Below are 17382 nucleotides of genomic sequence, written 5' to 3'. Positions count from 1 at the left end.
TCACAAGCTTGGGGATTGTATTTTTATGATTGGCAATATAAAATCAAAAATAAAAAGGTGAATTTCAATGACAAATAATTTAACAAATTCATTTCATTTATCTGGTAAAAAATGGTTATTAATATTATTATCGAACATAATTGCATACTGCTGTTTGATAATGCCTGGTATACAAGTTCCAGACTATTTAGTCTTTGATGAAAATCATCCCTCTTTAGCAGCTGCTTGTTTTCAGCTATTAATTGTAACCATTTTTTTAGTAATTCAAATAATCGGTATACAAATTGCTACTGGTAAAAGATGGCACCAATTATTTCACCTGCCACATGCTAAAGAATGGCTTTGGATTCTTGTTTTCTTTGTCTTTGCCTATTTCATATCTGTGTTATCAGGAACAATTTCTCAAAAATTATTTGGTTCTGTTTCTGGCAATGCAGCTGCAGGATTGACTATGAAGACACCACATGTTTGGCCAATTTTTCTCTATCAACGTATAAGCAGCGCTATCCAAATATTGGGCGAAGAATTTTTAGCAATCATGCCTTTATTAGCTGTTACCCAGTTAGCTGACTCTATTAATTTAGCGCACCCACTATTTTGGGGTAATATTGTTTCGGCTTTAATATTTGCACTACTGCACTTATCAACTTATGACTACAATCTGGGTTATGTCATATTAGGATTGGCATTTACACGTCTAGTTTTAAACTGGGCTTTCATCAAAACCCATAATATCTGGGTCAGCTTTTTGGTCCACTTTTTATTTGATACATTAGCCTTTTTAATTTTATTACTAGCAACAAAATAAGCAAACTCACTTAAATAATTTTTGAATCATAACTGGAATTTTTTCTAGTTATGATTTTTATTTTAGCAATGATCAAGTCACTTTAGAAACAGGGATATTTTATCTGCAGTGCTTAATGTTTCTTTATGACAGTTCAATATCTCACTTTGAAATATACAATCATTTTAAATTGATTTATGGTAGCAAATTATAAGAACATTAACAAATTGTTGGAATTTTACTATTACTTGTCTTGTTACTTAATGTGATAATTGTTACAATTAGACACAAACAGCCATTATTGAAATTTAAAGAGTTGAGTTAAGGTGAGTGGCCAAAATGAGCGGTAATGTTGAACAGAGAATATTAACAGCTTTCTCACAATTATTAATTCACAATGGTTATCAAAGAACCACTACTAAAAAAATTGCTCAAGTCGCTCAAGTTAATGAAAGCACCTTGTTCAGACATTTTAAAGACAAACGTGGTATTTTGCAGCAACTGATATCCAAGTATCATGATGATATTCAAATGATTAATAAAAATTATCAGTTAGTTGGCGATTTAGATAAGGATATTATGAATTTTTCCATTATATACCAAAATTTTATAAAGCAACATCTAGCTTTGTTTTTAACTGGTATTCGCGAATCTCAAAATTTGCCAGAACTGCAAACAGTGATTAAAAATCTTCTCGATTTAATCAGGAAAATTTTAGCTGAAAAGTTTGAACAAATGCAAAAAACAGGAGAAATTGCTCAAGATATTGATAAAAATGTTGAAATTGATAATTTAGTCCTACTCAATTTAGGTCAAGCTATTATGCAGCATTCCTTTCCTAATTGTGTTTTTCAAACTCAGCCACATGCTTTTGTACAAAATAATATTCGTGCCTACTCTCAACATTTAAAGCCTAAAAAATAATAAAACGACCAGGTGAATTCATTTCAACTGATCGTTTTTAAATATTGGAAAGTTTTTTAAATACAATTACTTTTTGTGGTTAAGATAAATATTGCTGTCATTTTTGGAGTCGATAGTATAAACCATTTTATCTCCTCTTACCACATAATGAGAAAATTCTAGCGGTTGATCAAACTGATTATAAACAGTCTTGTTTACATCAAAAAGTGGCACTACATTAGTTAATGCCAATAATCTAGCTTGTTCACTACTGGGTAAGATAGTGCTGATTTCGCGATATGAACTTGCTAAAGTTTCATGGTACTTATCTGCTAGGTATTGGTATAGTGAGGTATCTTCCTGAATATTTGTAAGCAAATCTGGAAAGCGTTCAGCTGATAGCCAGGCTTCATCAATTGCCATAGGCTCATTTCCTGTTTGAGAAATTCTTTTAATATAAACTAAATCTGCTGGCTCAGACAGTTGCAAAATCCTAGCAATTTGAGAATTTTGTAATATTTCTCTTTTTAAAATAATCTTTTTATTTGTTTTAGAGCGAGACTCAGAAAATTCTGAGAAGCCTTCAATTTGTTCCAGTCTTCCCCTCAGCTTTTTGACATTGACATAGGAGCCTTTTCCTTGGATGGTAACTACTAGTCCTTCATCAGTCAATAATTTCAGAGCTTTACGCACTGTTATTCTGCTAACCTGATATTTTTGACACAAATATTGTTCACTCGGTAATTTTTCATCAGTTTTCAAAATGTTTTGCTGAATCTTTTGTTTGATATCTAAGTAGATTTTTTTGTAAAGTGGTACGCCAGCTATTGTTTTGACAGAATTCATTATCACACTTCCTTAACTATTCAATATTACTAAATTAAAATAAAAATAACAAACTCAAAGATTAGTATAACAGTCATTTAAAATTATAACTGTATGAAAAGTTTGGTAGATTATACTAACTAAAAAACTCTAAAAATATTTTAAAGCCTGAAATATTGCTTTAGAGCCTTAGCTGTCAAAGTTTTTCCTTTATCAATTAATTGTTCTGGACTACCAGAAAACATAATTTTACCACCTTTATTACCAGCATAAGGTCCTATATCAATAATCCAATCCGCTTGTCCAATTAGGCGTAAATTATGTTCAATTACAATAATAGTTAATTGATAAGTTGAGATTAAGCTTTTCAACAGATCAATTAAATCCTGAATATTATATTCATGCAGACCACTTGTTGGTTCGTCTAAAACTAAAATTTTACTGGACTGGTTTAAGAGAAACTTGGCTAATTTAAGCCGCTGTAGTTCGCCTCCAGAAAAAGTGTCTAATGACTGATTTAACTTTATATAACTTAATCCTACTTGTTTTAATGCTATCATTGCAGGATTAAGGATAGGATATTTAACAGCAAAATCTGCAGGACTTAAAGCCATCGCTTCTGCAATATTTAAACCATTGACTTTTAATTTTAAAACCTTTTCTGAATAACGTTGCCCGTGACAAGCTTCGCAAACCGTAACAGACTCTCCAATATATGCCAAGTCAAGCTTAAGCATCCCCTTGCCTTTACATATCGGGCAAGCTCCCTGACTATTAAATGAAAATAACCCTATTGGTTGGTTAGTGGCATCAGCAAAATACTGTCGCAATTGGTCAAAAACATTTAAATACGTTAACACATTTGACCTGTTGTTCCCACGAATTTCACGTTGACCTAAAACCGCTGTTTGCGGATACTGTTTTTTTATTATTTTGACTAAACTACTTTTGCCCGATCCAGCAACTCCTGTAATTGCTGTAAAGGATTGTTGAGGAATTTTAATACTTATATCATGAAGATTATTTAGGGATACATTACTTATATGATAAAAATTGTTAAATAATTTGGTTTCACTTTTAAGACTGCCAAAATTGCGCAAGCTTTTTCCTGTTAAAGTATTACTTTGAACTAAGTTTTTAAAATCACCTGTAAATGTAATATATCCACCTTTTTCACCTGCTAACTCCCCTAAATTAATAATTTTGTCAGCTATTGCCATCACTTCTGGGTCATGATCAACAATAATTATTGAATTTCCTTTATCCCGTAATTGCCTAAAAATACCGTTAATTTTGTGAAGGTCATATGAGTGCAAACCTACGCTGGGTTCATCAAAGACGTAAAGCAAGTCGGTCAAATCACTATTTAAATAGTTTGCTAATTTAACTCTTTGAGCTTCTCCACCTGATAAAGAGGTAGTTGTCCTGTTTAAACTCAAGTATCCTAAACCTGCATTAATTAAATTAGTCAGCTTAGCTTCTATTTCCTTCTGAATAAGTTTAGTTTTTTCATCATTGATTCTACTTAGCCAGAGTTTCAATTCAATTAAACTCATCATACTGCAATCAGCAATATTATTATTATTAATTTTAGCAGAAAGTGCTTTTGCATTTAGCCTTTGCCCATGACAAGCTGGACAGACCTTCACTTTAACAATCCTCTTTAAATCATTTTGGTATTGAGAATCATTTTTGCTTAAAAAAGTTTGAGTTATCCTAGGGATAAGACCAATATACTTCGCACTTTTATGCCATTTTCTCGTTGGGTTTGGTGGCACTTGCTTCTCACCATTCAATAACAGAGTAATTTTTGATTCAGACCATTTTCTTAGCGGTAAATCATTATTAAAAAACCCTGATTCAGTATAACGAGTTAATCGCCACCCACCTGGTTGAAAGGTAGGAAATTCTATCGCTCCTTCATTAAGTGATTTGCTCATATTCAACAAATCCTCTGGAATAATTTCTCTAACTTCTCCTAATCCTTGGCATCTGGGACACATGCCCACTGGATTATTAAAAGAGTAGTTCATTGAATAACCAATAAACGGCTTTGCCAAACGTGAAAACAACAATCTCAATGCTGAATAAATATCAGAATAAGTACCAAGAGTTGAACGCTTGTTGTTTCCGATACCTTTTTGATCAACTACTACAGTAAATGGCAAATTTTTAATTTTATCAACTTCAGGTTCTTTAAAATGAGGTAAAAGTTGTTGAACATAGGCGCTGTATGTCTTATTCACCTGCCTTTGAGCTGCTGCTGCAATAGTCGACAATGCCAGTGAGGATTTGCCAGCCCCAGATAAGCCGGTAATAACGGTAATTTTATTTTTGGGAATTTCAACCGAAATATTTTTTAAATTATTTGTATGTGCACCTTCAATAATTATTGGTTTACTACTCATTTCCAATCCGGTCTTTCCTTAAAACAGCAATCAGTTTATTTGCTAATAAAACAAATTGTTCTTGTTCTTTCTTGGACCAAATTTTTTGAGCCTGATTATATAGTTCACCATGCTTTTCAGCAATATCATCCATAAAAGCAAGTCCTATTGCAGTAATTTCTGTTATCATTTCTCTATGATCTTGTATGTCTGGGTTTTGCTTGATATAGCCTAATTTTCTTAATTTTGTAAAATTTTTGGATAATTTCGCCTGCGTAATTCCAAGCTGCCGGCTTAAAACGGTTGGTTTGCAAGCATGCTTTTGCAAAACGCTCAAAATATCATATTGCAACCAGTTAATTTGTCCTGGATTTACCAAATTTCTTTCAGCAACCAACTCACACTGTAAGTCCATTAATGTCTGGTATAACTTATTATTTTTCATTATAATTTCCTTTTATAAATATTTTCTATTTAGAAATTATATCTATAGAGAAATAAATTGTCAAACTTTTGATTTATTTAAATAAGTGGCTCATCCAAAACAAAAACCGCTAGCTTTTACGCTAACGGTTTTCATAAGCCCTTATTTCAAGGATCTTTGATATTTTCGTAACTTCTTTAAAGCCCATTCATAATGACTGCAAGTATTTGCAATGAAGTAAGTACCTAATGCATTATTACCAGTCCAAGGAAAAACATTCTTTTGAAAGAGTTGCTCTTGCGTATAGGTATCAAGCAAAGCCATGGTTTGTTTATGACTAGTCGCCAGCATTTTTTCTGCTTCTGCAAGTGGCGTAGATTGGTGCTTTTGCCAAAATTCTTGATTCATTTCACCATAATTACGCCAATTATACCCTTCAGGCAAAAATTCTTTGTTTTCACCGGATTGATTGCTTTTAACCCACTCTAGCAACAATTTTTGCCATTCATATAAATGGATCAAAACATCGCGTACATTATGATCTCTCTTCCAATGGGCTTCTTTTAGTTTACTCGTATCAAAATTGAAACTGCCAGTGCGAGCACCCTCTGGCAACTTAGCGATTAAATCAACTATCTTCTGGTATGACGAATTACTTGCATCAACTAATTCTTGCTTGGTTTTAGGACGTGGCATCTATTTTTCCTTTTCTTGATAATATTAAAAATTTATTTATCAATATTTTATCATAAGGAGTTTTACTTAGTCCACGACCCATCGTCTATTGCATAGTGACCATTGCCTAAATCTGCCATTTCTTTATTTTCATATTGTTGTCTAAATGCATGATAATTTGATAACTTTTTATTTTGTTCTGCTATTGGATTAGTAGTGGGGATAGCAGTTAACAAACTTTTTGTATAAGGATGCACAGGATCGTCAAAAATTGCTTCTGTTGGCCCAATCTCGACAATATGTCCCAAATGAATTACTCCTATATGACTTGAAATATGTTTGACCATTGCCAAGTCATGGGCAATAAAGAGCATGGCACTGCCACTTTCTCTTTGTATTCTTTGAAGAAGATTAACAACTTGAGCTTGTACTGAAACATCTAGAGCAGAAATAGCTTCATCTGCAATAATAAGTCTGGGATGCATGATAACTACTCTGGCAATACCAACTCTTTGTCTTTGTCCACCTGAAAGTTCTTGCGGATAGCGGTTAACAAATGATGAGTCAAGGCCCACTACTTTTAACATTTCAATAACTTTTTGCAGTTTTTCATCCTTAGATAATTTAGGATAATGAATATCAAGACCCAGCTTGACTATGTCACCAACTTTTTTACGAGGATTTAGTGAAGACATAGGATCTTGAAAAATCATCTGCATGTCTTTACGCAGCTTAGCAGTCTGCTTTTTACTTAACTGACCTGCTATTTGTTCACCTTCAAAAATCACCTCACCAGCAGTAGGCCAATAAAGACGAATAATAGAGCGTCCAATAGTGGTCTTTCCACTTCCTGACTCACCTACCAGACCAAAAGTTTCACCATTAGCAATGTTAAAGGAAACATCATCTACCGCTTTAACTACTTTTTTATTTGCAACTGGAAAATATTGCTTTAAATGATGAACTTCAAGGATATTTTTAGTCATTGCTTATGATGCCCCCTTCATTTTTAAAATTCTCTTTTGCAAAACTGCTGGAATTGGTACTTTGGGAGCTCTTTTATCTAAGAGCCAAGTTGCAGCATAATGGTGGTCATTAATTTTAAACATTGGCGGTTGTTTTTTAAAATCAATGTTTAAGGCATACTTATTTCTGGGAGCAAAAGCATCTCCAACAATCGGTTGTGTTAAGTCTGGAATCGTTCCGGCAATAGTCGGTAATTCGTCAACCTTCTCATTGATATCAGGTACTGATTCAAGCAGACCCCAAGTATATGGGTGACGAGGTTCAAAAAAGATATCTTGGCTCGTTCCAGTCTCAACTATTTTTCCAGCATACATGACGTTTACATATGTTGCAATATTGGCAACCACCCCTAAATTATGGGTGATAAAAATAACAGATAATTTCCTGCTCTTTTGTATATCTTTAATCAGGTTCAAAATTTTAGCCTGAATGGTAACATCCAAACCCGTAGTTGGTTCATCACAGATCAGTAAACTGGGATTCCCGGCCAACGCAATGGCGATAACAATTCTCTGTCTCATTCCTCCAGAAAGTTGATGTGGATATTGGTTCTGAACAACCTTCATGTTTTGAATGCCAACGGTTTCAATTAAATTAAGCACCCGTTCGTTGATTTGATCCTTGTTCATCTCAGGATGAGAAGCCTTTACTGCCTCCGCGATTTGCTTATTAATTTTCATGGTTGGATCGAGAGAAGTCATTGGGTCTTGAAAAACCATTGCTATTTCTTTGCCCTTAATACGATTTTGCATAATCTTAGGACTAATTTTTAATAAATTAACTGTTTGTAGACCATTTTCAGTCTGGTAAGTGAAATTGATCTCACCGGATTTAATTATTTGATTGGCTTCTTTTTCGCCCATGATTGGCTTTACACTAGCTGACTTGCCACAACCGGATTCACCAACTAAAGCAACTGTTTCACCCTTTTTTACCTGATAACTTATTCCTCTAACAGCTTGCACTTCTCCGTGATCGGTATGATAGGCTACTTGTAAATTTTTTATTTCTAATACTGTTTCGGTCATAATCTTACCTAACTTCCTTCAATAGCATCCCGTAAGCCATCCGCAATAATATTAAAACTCAGCATAATTAGTGCTAAAAACAATACGGGGAAAATGACCATGTATGGGTAAACGATAGCCTGGGTATAACCATCATTAATCATTGTTCCTAATGAAGCTAATGGTGCCGGAACACCTAAACCGATAAAGGCTAAGAATGCTTCCAAAAAAATTGCGTTCGGAATAGATAACATAAATGTGGTAATTATTTGTCCTAATGTATTAGGCAAAATTTGAGAGAAAATAATTTTAATATCAGATTCTCCCATTGTCTTTGCTGATAAAACATACTCGCTGGTTTTTAGTTCCAACACTTGTGCGCGAACTATTCTACTCATATTAATCCAGCCGACAATCATCATCGCAGTAATTATGCTTACTAGACCTGGCTTCATGACAAGAACAAGCAAAGTAACAATAATGATCATAGGAATAGTACTAAGAATTTCTGTTATTCTTTGCATGAATAAATCAATTTTGCCACCAAAATATCCTGAAATCAGGCCATAACTAGTACCAATAACCAGATCAATTGCCATAGCCACTAGCGCAACCCTTAGTGAAACTGAAGTACCAGCAGCAACTCTTACAAAAATGTCTCTGCCTAAGTTGTCTGTTCCAAACCAGTGACCATTAACTCCAGGAGCTAAATTAGACTGGTTAGGATACGGCGTAGTGGGTGAGTATTGACTAAGGTAAGGTGCCAGAATAGCTATTAAAGCAATAATAATTAAAACAACTGCGCTAATCACCGCACCTTTATTTCTTAAAAAGCGATGCCAAACCAATTGCCCATATGAATAAGATTTACCGGAATAATGGTCAACTGTTTCAGATTTATGGGCAAATTCAAAATCATTATTTTCTATATTAGTCATAATTATTTGCCCTCATCTAATCTAATACGCGGATCTATTAACCCGTAAAGAATATCAACTATTAACATAATGCTAATAAAAAGCACTGCATAAAAGAAAGTTATGCCTAAGACTACATTGTAGTCATTAGCTTGTATAGCACTGATATACAATGTTCCCAAGCCTGGAATAGCAAAAGCTTTTTCAATTACCATACTCCCGGCAATTAGGTCAATCATCAGTGGTGCTAATACTGTAATAACTGAAATTAAAGTGTTTCTGATAACATGGTGTCCGATCAACTGGAACTTTTTAATTCCTTTTGAATCCGCTAAACGATAATAATCAGAATTCATAATATCAATCATGTCATTTCTAACATATCGTTCAATACTTGCCATAGTAAAAGTACTCAATGCTATTGTAGGCAGAATACTTGATACAAATGGTTGTGTTGGTTGGTATGTTCCTGGAAAGACCATCAGCTTATAAGAAAATATGATTGACACGATCAATGCTACTACAAAGTTAGGAAGACTTATTCCCAAAACAGAAATACCAGTCATTAAGTTATCCCAAATTGTGCCTTTTTTGATTGCTGCCAAAATTCCCATCAGAAAGCCTAAAACTAAACCTAGTACAGTAGCCTGTAAACCTATCTGGAGTGAAATGGTAAAATGTTGCAAAATCATTGTAGTAACCGGCGTATTAACTTGAACGGTATACGAAACACCGAAATCGCCAGATAACATATTTTTCAAGTAATTAAGAAACTGCAGTGGTACTGGACCGTCTAAACCATATTTATGATAAAGTGCCGCTACTTGAGCATGTGACATTTTTTCATCATTAAATGGAGAACCAGGCATTGCCTTTTCCATAATAAAAAGAATCAAAGTAATCAAAAATAATGTAATCACTGCGATTAATATTCTTTTTAAGACATACTTTTTCAATTTTTTCCCTCCAATCTTCGTAAATAAGCAAACAGAGCTGAGATTGTATCCCAGCCCTATTAATACTTTTAATGAAATTATTTAATTGAAGCATATTTGAAGAAGAATGGTACACCTGCAATATGCATCGGTAAATCTTTTATATTGGACCTTTCCAAAACTGGTGCGCCAATCTGATATAGCGGTGGGCAAGAAGCACTGTCAATTAGGATATTATTTGCCTTAAGAAGCAATTTGTATCTCTTAGCTTGATCAGTTGTTTGATCAGATTGAGCCATTAACTTATCAAATTCTGAATTTGCCCAGCGACCGTAATTGCTGTCGTTCTTAGATTGATACATACTCAAGATCGCTGTTGGATCTGCATAGTCTGGTCCCCAACGAGTTAAAGTAGCATCATAAGTAGCTTTTGACATCTTATCAGTTCTAGTCTTCTTTGCTACTTGCTGCAGTGTCACTTTCATGCCGGGAAGGTGTTTTTCAACTTGAGCCTTGATATACGCGGCTACGTTAGCATATGAAGGATCACTGTCATCATAAAGCAAGGTAAATGAACGCAAGTTAGTTGCCTTTTTGGCCTTATTCCAATACTTTTTAGCTTGAGCTGGTGAATATTCGTAAAAATCAGTAGTTGATTCATCTGCAAAATCTTTGCCAGTAGCTGGATTCTTAACCAAATCTTTCATAACCATAGAATGAGAAGGAATTGAACCATCTTTTAGGATGTGAGTTGTTATTTCTTTACGGTTAATGCTGAGAGAAATTGCTTTACGCAGATCAGCATTATCTAATCCCGGTTTTTTCAGATTAAACATAATGTACTGTGTAAAATTACCAACATCATTGACAAAGTTCTTATCTTTCCGATATTTAGAAACAAGCTGACCACTTAAGTGAACATAGTCTGCACTGCCATTCTCGAATGCAATAGCTGCCTTTTCTGGGTCCGTAATAATATCAAGCTTAACATTCTTAATTTTGACATTTTTGGCATCCCAATATTTAGGATTTTTAACTAACTGGATAGTGTTATCGCCTAATTTCCAATCCTTGATTTGGTACGGACCAGAATAAATTAAATGATTGGAATCTTGTGCAAATTTTTTACCAGTTTTTTGGAAGTATTTCTGATTGACAGGGGCAAAATCACTGAATGCCAGCAACTTGTTCATATAAGGTACAACATGATCAAGTTGAACTACTAAAGTTTTAGGACCTGTGGCCTTAACACCCAATGACTTGACGGGCTTTTTACCAGCTACAATGTCATTAGCATTTTTAATTCCAGCCGCACCTGGTTGGAAGTTAAAGGCTGAGGCTATCTTAGGATCTGACAGCCGACGCCAGGCAAAAACAAAGTCATTAGCCGTAACTGGATCACCATTTGACCAATTGGCGTTTTTACGAATAGTAAAAGTCTTGGTAAGTCCATGATTGCTCGTTTTAACTTTAGAGGCCAAAGCCAATTGGGGCTTATCGTGGGCATCAATAGTGTACAAGCCTTCTGTTGTGTTAGCTACAACAGTTGAAGATGTGTTTTGATACGCTAAAATCGGGTCAAGAGAGTCAACCGTTGCATTTTGAACAACAGTAATTTTATCTTGATTTTTTGTACCAGAACTAGAATTTTTCTGGCATCCTGTTATTAACAAGCCTACACATGCAATTGCAGTTGCAAACAATGCACTTTTTTTCATAAATATCACTCTTTTCTAAAAGGATTTCTGATGACCAAAGCCACCAGATAGTTGGCAAGTAGCTGCAGCATTTTTACTAGCTGCTAAAGCAGCTTCTTGCAGATTGTTTTTATTTAAGTAAGAAACTAGAAAACCAGCAATAAAGCTGTCACCCGCACCCATAGTGTCAACGACTTTTACTTTTTGTGGTTTTTGATAATAGGATTTCTGTGAAGTTAACAAGAATGCAGAATTTGCACCTCTTGTGATGACTATGACTTCCGGTCCCAAAGTTAAATATTTTTTAGCAAATTCTTCCACTTGTTCATCAGACATCTCTGAACCTGAAAAGAAAGCATAATCTACATACGGTAAAACACGTTTAAAATAACCTTCATTGCGAGAATCTGAAAAATCAAATGATACTTTGGTAATATGATGTAATTCATCAAGATAATTTTCAATTCCCGAATCAATTCCAATATGAACAACATCAAATTTTTTTATTTCCGCAAAATCTGTTGGGGTAAGCCTTAAGGATAACAAATGCATTACTGAATTTTTAGGACCAGGAGCAAAAGTTCTATCACCTTCATCTGTGAGAATAACTCGAGGCTGTGCTGTGGGAGCATAGACCTTACGACAATTAATAAGTTCTACATTTTCTTCTGTTAAAGATTTTTTAATATGCTGTGCTCGATCGTCATCTCCAAACATTCCCAGATAAGCTGAAACATCAGCTCCGGCTTTTTTGGCATCAACTGCTACATTGACACAATTTCCGCCTGGAAAAAATATCTTTTGCTTGATGTATGTATCAGCTACATTGTCACCAACTGCAATTATTTTCATGATTTACAGCCTTTTTAATAATCCAGGTGTCCCATATAACGACGGACATCTAGTGAGTGTCCTCTTTCATATGCAAATCCTTCGGCTAATTGACGGAAAGCAACTCCTGAAAGAATCTGAGAATAGTATTCTTTAAAGTCGTCATCTACTTCATGCATATCAAAGTCAGCGTCGTCAATCACGTAAACTTTTTGACTATGCCTTTTAGCAAAATCGATTACACGTTGATCCATTTTTCTAGTAACGCCTAATCCTTTGCAAATGATAAATGGCACATCAAAGTCTGTTACTTCAAAAGGACCGTGGAAATATTCAGCAGAATTGATATATCCACTATGAATCCACTGCATTTCTTGAAGCCAGCAAGCTGAGAATGAATATGTTTCTCCAGTATTAATACCTGAGCCTACAGCATAAATTAATTTTTCGCGTTTTAATTCACTGGTCCATTTCTTTGCAGTTTCTCCAAATTGCTTTCTTACCCTGTCAGCCATAGTTTCTAAACCATCCAAAGCTTTCAGGCCTTTTTCAAATTTGTTATCACCAGTTATGGACTTCAATAAACTAAATATGAAACCATATAAAACTCCATTATTTAAATCAGAAGCATCGGTACCTTTGCCCCAACTGTAGTGCAGAGTGAAATCGGAATTCTTTTCTAAGTCAGAACCTGCTGTATAGGTAATACCTACTGTTAGAGCACCTTTACTCTTGGCAAAATTAACTGCCTCATTTGTTTCTGGTGTACTACCTGAATGAGAACAAGAAACTACTAAACTATGATTGCCCAAATCATGAGGATTACGTGTTGTAAATTCCCGTGCTGGTAAAATTGTGGCTGGAATATCACATTCGCGGTTGAAAATATATTCAGCTGGTTGCATAAAAGCCATCGATCCTCCACAAGCTACAAAATAGACATGATTAATGCCATCAATCTTTTCTGCAGCGGCAAGAGCATTCTTAATTTCTCGTTGATATTCTTTTTTCATTTTTAACCTCTCAATCATTCTTGTTATATGATGTTATATTATAAGATAATAGCTAATTTTTAATATGTCAAGCATTTTTCTTAAAATTATTTAATAAAAACAATTGACTAGTAAAATTAAATAAAAAAGTTTGTGAAATGGTATGAACCAATTGCCTATGTATCAGAGCAAGCAAAAAAAACAATTCACAAACTCGTGAATTGCTTTTTAATAATTACTAATCAAATTCTTATTTTAAGACAAATGCCTGCCTATTGCACTGCCGATAATTGACAATGTAAAGCACACAGCAAAATACAAAACAGCTAAAGCAGCAAACATCGGCAAAATGTAGTTTGCATTTTGACCATAAATAACTTGTGCGTGCTGCATCATTTCCGGAACAACTATGATTGTTGCCAAAGATGTGTCCTTAATTAGAGAAACAAACTGACTAATAATTGTTGGAATCATGTTTTTATAAGCTTGAGGCAAAACAACATGCCATAAAGCCTGAACAAACGACATGCCAGTTGATCTTGCACCCTCCATCTGACCGATAGAAACAGATTGAATACCTGAACGCACAATTTCAGCAATCATACAGGATTCGAATACTGTCATGGCAATAATCGCTGCCGGTATGGTTTCCGGCCTTAAACCAAAGTTTGGTAGCCCAAAATAAGTAAAGAAGATAATCAGCAGCAGGGGAATATTACGAATAATATCAATAATGAAACCTACAACAGCTGAAACATACTTAATTTTAGAATATCTAATTATTCCTAAAATCGAGCCAATAATAAAACTTAAAATGACCGAAATTACGGAAATGTAAATAGTTACCCAGAGGCCCATTAACAAAAAGCGTACATTAAGCCATGAAAAGGCGTTAACCCAATTTTGCATTTTCTAGTACCTCCTTTAACCTAATTTCTTTTCCAGGTGCCGCATATAATAACTAATCGGCAATGTAACGATCAAATATAAAACACCTACAACCAAATAACTGTTAATAGTGTCAAAAGTTGCTGAAGCAATTGAATTTGCTTGATACATTAAATCAAATCCTGCCACAAAGGCTAGGACTGAAGAGTTTTTGACCAAGTTAACAAACTGGTTGCCTAAAGGTGGTATTACTATCTTGAATGCTTGAGGCAAAATTATATAACGCATTGCCTGCCAGTAAGTCATACCAGTTGATCTTGCACCTTCCATTTGACCGCCAGAAACAGATTGAATTCCTGAACGAATTGTCTCGGCAATAAAAGCAGAAGTATATAAGGTTAACCCGATTGTACCAGCAGTAAAACCGTTTATTTTGACAACGTAAATCGGAATTACCAGATAGAAAAACATAGTGATTACAAGCAAAGGAATGTTACGCATTATTTCCACATAAGCATGTCCAATTACACGCATTACTTTACTTGGAACAACTTCCATAATTGCAAATATTGTTCCAATTATTAAACTGAAAAATAAAGCAATTACACTAGATAGTATTGTCCAGCCCAAGCCAACAAACAGCTGGCTGCTGAATTTTGAAAAAATATTAATCATCGGCGATACAGCTCCTTATACTTAAATCCTGGAACATCGCCAAACCACTTTTTAATTAAGCGATTATATTCACCATTATGCTGCATCTCAAGAACTGCCTTGTCTACAGCTTCAGTAAATGAGGTTTGTCCCTTATTAACCGCAACACCGTATGGTTCAACAGTAAAAGTGCCGCCACGAACTTCGTAGCCCGGGTTTTGAACTGCTAACCCAAATAAAATTCCGTTATCAGTAGTTAATGCATCCCCCTGATGTGATTTTAAAGCGTTCATTGCCTGAGCATAGTCTTGCAACTCAATCACTTTTGCTCTTGGAGCCACCTTTTTAATGTTATCGACTGAGTTTGCGCCTACAACACCGATAACTGTCTTACCATTAAGATCTTTTGTACTCTTGATTGAAGAATCTTTAGGAACTAAAAGTGACTGACCAGCATCAAAGTATGACTTTGAAAAAGAAATAATCTTTTTACGCTCTGGCGTGATTGACATCGTGGCTATAACGGCATCGACATTTCCATTCTTTAAAAGTGGAATTCTGGACTGAGATGTTGTTGTAACAAACTCAGCTTTCCCTTGAGGTCCTAATATATGCTTTGTAATATGCTTTGCCATATCAACATCAAAACCTTTTTGCTGACCATCCTTAACATCAATTAAGCCAAAAAGTTTAACATCACCTTTAACGCCCCAAACAATAGTATTTGATTGTTTGGCATTATTTAAAACAGATTGGTCACTAAGACTTTTACCACAACCGGTTAGCATTAAAATACATGCTAATAAAGGAAGTAGCCAAAATTTCTTTTTCATAATTGGCCTCCTTAGTGAGAAATAATTTTACTCAAAAATTGTTGTGCCCGCTCCGTCTTAGGCTGCTTAAAGAAGCTCTCGCTATCATCATCCTCAACAATTCGGCCTTGATCCATAAAGATAACTCTATTTGCTACCTCTTTAGCAAAGCCCATTTCGTGAGTAACAATTAATGAAGTCATACCACTTTCATTGGTAACCTTCTTCATAACTTGTAAAACATCATCAATCATTTCCGGATCAAGAGCAGATGTTGGTTCATCATATAAAATAAGTTTTGGTCTCATTGCCAGCGTTCTGGCAATAGCAACACGCTGTTTTTGACCACCGGAAATTTGTGAAGGCATATTATGTGCCCATTTGCGCAGCCCAACCATATCAAGTAAATCTAATGCCTGTTTTTTATTTTCTTCTTCAGGCATGTGACTTACTATTCTGGGAGCCAGCATAATATTTTCCAATACATCTTTATTCTTATACAAATTAAAATGCTGGAAAACCATCCCAACATCACTACGTAAGATGTTGAGGTTTGTCTTTGGATCTGAAAGATCGTGACCGTTAACTACTAACTTACCTTTCTGGATTGACTCAAGACCATTTACGGTCCGTACTAAAGTACTTTTACCTGAACCAGATGGTCCAATCAGAACCACCGTTTCACCTTCATCAATCTCTAAATTAATGTCGTGCAGTGCATGAAAATGGCCATAAAATTTTTGCACGTCATGGAACTCTATCATCGACATTGTCATCGCCCCTTTCATAATCAATGCATGAAATAATAAGTTGTAGAATCTATTTTACTATAACCGTTAAGAATTTTAAAAGTAATACAGTGTTTTTAATAAAAATTTATAGAAAGATCTGTTTAATTCACATTGGCTTTGAAGTCATTTAGTTGGCGCTATGACAGGAAAGTACAATAATAAAAAGCCTTTTTGTATGTTCATTAATGACAATTTATTGTCAGAAATTGCCATTTATAATTAAAATTATCTGTGAAAAATATACTCTTATTTGCATTTTTTTCTTTCAAAAATAGTTCGACTAGCATACACTCTAACTAAGGAGAAAACTTATGGATAAAGAAAAAAATTATAAATTACTTTTAAAACAAGCCTGCAGTCTTCTGCAAGGCGAACACGATTTAATTGCCAACATGAGTAACATTAGTGCACTACTTTTTAATGGGTTACCCAAAGTAAGTTATGCCGGATTTTATCGCTTTCAAGAGCAAGAGCTTATTTTAGGACCCTTTCAAGGACCGGTCGCCTGCATGCATATTCAGTTAGGAAAGGGTGTCTGCGGCGCAGCTGCACAAACCGGTCAAACTCAAATTGTTCCGGATGTTCATAAGTTTAGAGGTCATATTGCCTGCGATGCCAATACCAATTCAGAAATCGTTGTTCCCATTATCCACAATAAAAAACTTGTCGCTGTTCTTGACCTTGACAGTAATGACTTTGACAGATTTGATCAAATTGATGCTCAATATTTATCAAAAATAGCAGAACTACTATTTAATTAAGTGAAAGAAATAATCTTGCATAAAATAAAAGACCAATAAATCATCTTTTAAATGACTTATTGGTCTTTGT

At 34.7% G+C, this 17382-nt stretch carries 18 protein-coding genes; 3 read left to right on the top strand and 15 right to left on the bottom strand.

Annotated features, from left to right (window positions below; all coding sequences use genetic code 11):
• The first annotated feature begins 67 nt into the window (after positions 1 to 67).
• Complete coding sequence (locus tag H3T43_RS05990; RefSeq protein ID WP_198213264.1) at positions 68 to 808, top strand: CPBP family intramembrane glutamic endopeptidase; 741 nt, start codon at positions 68 to 70, stop codon at positions 806 to 808.
• 318 nt (positions 809 to 1126) lie between these two features.
• Positions 1127 to 1711, top strand: a complete 585-nt coding sequence (locus H3T43_RS05985; protein ID WP_198213263.1) for a TetR/AcrR family transcriptional regulator — start codon at positions 1127 to 1129, stop codon at positions 1709 to 1711.
• A gap of 66 nt (positions 1712 to 1777) precedes the next feature.
• Here H3T43_RS05985 and H3T43_RS05980 read toward each other — a convergent pair whose 3' ends face one another.
• From H3T43_RS05980 to H3T43_RS05910, 15 genes are all read right to left on the bottom strand, one after another.
• Complete coding sequence (locus H3T43_RS05980; protein WP_034977200.1) at positions 1778 to 2536, bottom strand: GntR family transcriptional regulator; 759 nt, start codon at positions 2534 to 2536, stop codon at positions 1778 to 1780.
• Positions 2537 to 2676: 140 nt separating this feature from the next.
• Positions 2677 to 4923, bottom strand: coding sequence for an ATP-binding cassette domain-containing protein (locus H3T43_RS05975; RefSeq protein WP_198213262.1), 2247 nt, complete (start codon positions 4921 to 4923; stop codon positions 2677 to 2679).
• Positions 4916 to 5347 (bottom strand): MarR family winged helix-turn-helix transcriptional regulator, encoded by a 432-nt coding sequence (locus H3T43_RS05970; protein WP_198213260.1) that lies wholly within the window; start codon positions 5345 to 5347, stop codon positions 4916 to 4918. The genes H3T43_RS05975 and H3T43_RS05970 overlap by 8 nt, the downstream gene beginning before the upstream one ends.
• A 141-nt stretch (positions 5348 to 5488) precedes the next feature.
• Positions 5489 to 6022 (bottom strand): ClbS/DfsB family four-helix bundle protein, encoded by a 534-nt coding sequence (locus tag H3T43_RS05965; RefSeq protein ID WP_198213258.1) that lies wholly within the window; start codon positions 6020 to 6022, stop codon positions 5489 to 5491.
• Between the two features lie 62 nt (positions 6023 to 6084).
• Positions 6085 to 6987, bottom strand: coding sequence for an ABC transporter ATP-binding protein (locus tag H3T43_RS05960; RefSeq protein WP_034977195.1), 903 nt, complete (start codon positions 6985 to 6987; stop codon positions 6085 to 6087).
• Positions 6988 to 6990: 3 nt separating this feature from the next.
• Positions 6991 to 8058: an ABC transporter ATP-binding protein gene (locus H3T43_RS05955; protein ID WP_370520793.1), complete on the bottom strand. Its 1068-nt coding sequence runs from the start codon at positions 8056 to 8058 to the stop codon at positions 6991 to 6993.
• Positions 8059 to 8063: 5 nt separating this feature from the next.
• The gene (locus tag H3T43_RS05950) at positions 8064 to 8972 is read right to left on the bottom strand and encodes an ABC transporter permease (RefSeq protein ID WP_034977189.1); all 909 of its coding nucleotides are present in this window, start codon (positions 8970 to 8972) and stop codon (positions 8064 to 8066) included.
• Positions 8973 to 8974: 2 nt separating this feature from the next.
• A complete protein-coding gene (locus H3T43_RS05945; RefSeq protein WP_198213254.1) occupies positions 8975 to 9907 on the bottom strand; it encodes an ABC transporter permease in 933 nt (310 codons plus the stop codon).
• Between the two features lie 77 nt (positions 9908 to 9984).
• Positions 9985 to 11604: a peptide ABC transporter substrate-binding protein gene (locus tag H3T43_RS05940; protein WP_198213252.1), complete on the bottom strand. Its 1620-nt coding sequence runs from the start codon at positions 11602 to 11604 to the stop codon at positions 9985 to 9987.
• Between the two features lie 15 nt (positions 11605 to 11619).
• Positions 11620 to 12435, bottom strand: a complete 816-nt coding sequence (locus H3T43_RS05935; RefSeq protein ID WP_198213250.1) for a PfkB family carbohydrate kinase — start codon at positions 12433 to 12435, stop codon at positions 11620 to 11622.
• A 14-nt stretch (positions 12436 to 12449) separates the two neighbouring features.
• Complete coding sequence (locus H3T43_RS05930; RefSeq protein ID WP_198213248.1) at positions 12450 to 13427, bottom strand: SIS domain-containing protein; 978 nt, start codon at positions 13425 to 13427, stop codon at positions 12450 to 12452.
• A 234-nt stretch (positions 13428 to 13661) separates the two neighbouring features.
• Complete coding sequence (locus H3T43_RS05925) at positions 13662 to 14315, bottom strand: amino acid ABC transporter permease (protein ID WP_034977176.1); 654 nt, start codon at positions 14313 to 14315, stop codon at positions 13662 to 13664.
• 15 nt (positions 14316 to 14330) lie between these two features.
• Entirely contained in the window at positions 14331 to 14969 is a 639-nt protein-coding gene (locus H3T43_RS05920; RefSeq protein WP_034977173.1) for an amino acid ABC transporter permease, read from the bottom strand.
• Positions 14966 to 15781 carry a glutamate ABC transporter substrate-binding protein gene (locus H3T43_RS05915; protein WP_198213246.1) on the bottom strand — a complete coding sequence of 272 codons (816 nt, stop codon included), beginning with the start codon at positions 15779 to 15781 and terminating at the stop codon, positions 14966 to 14968. Before H3T43_RS05915 ends, H3T43_RS05920 begins: the two co-directional genes overlap by 4 nt.
• An 11-nt stretch (positions 15782 to 15792) precedes the next feature.
• Positions 15793 to 16530 (bottom strand): amino acid ABC transporter ATP-binding protein, encoded by a 738-nt coding sequence (locus H3T43_RS05910; protein WP_034977167.1) that lies wholly within the window; start codon positions 16528 to 16530, stop codon positions 15793 to 15795.
• Positions 16531 to 16862: 332 nt separating this feature from the next.
• Between H3T43_RS05910 and H3T43_RS05905 the strand changes: the two genes are divergently transcribed.
• On the top strand, positions 16863 to 17312 hold the full coding sequence (locus tag H3T43_RS05905; protein WP_198213244.1) for a GAF domain-containing protein: 450 nt from the start codon (positions 16863 to 16865) through the stop codon (positions 17310 to 17312).
• Positions 17313 to 17382 lie beyond the last annotated feature (70 nt).

The organism is Lactobacillus sp. M0396 (genome assembly GCF_016101625.1).
GTDB classification, from domain to species: domain Bacteria; phylum Bacillota; class Bacilli; order Lactobacillales; family Lactobacillaceae; genus Lactobacillus; species Lactobacillus huangpiensis.
Note: the sequence above shows the minus strand (reverse complement) of the source record. Positions and strands in the feature narration are given on the sequence as shown.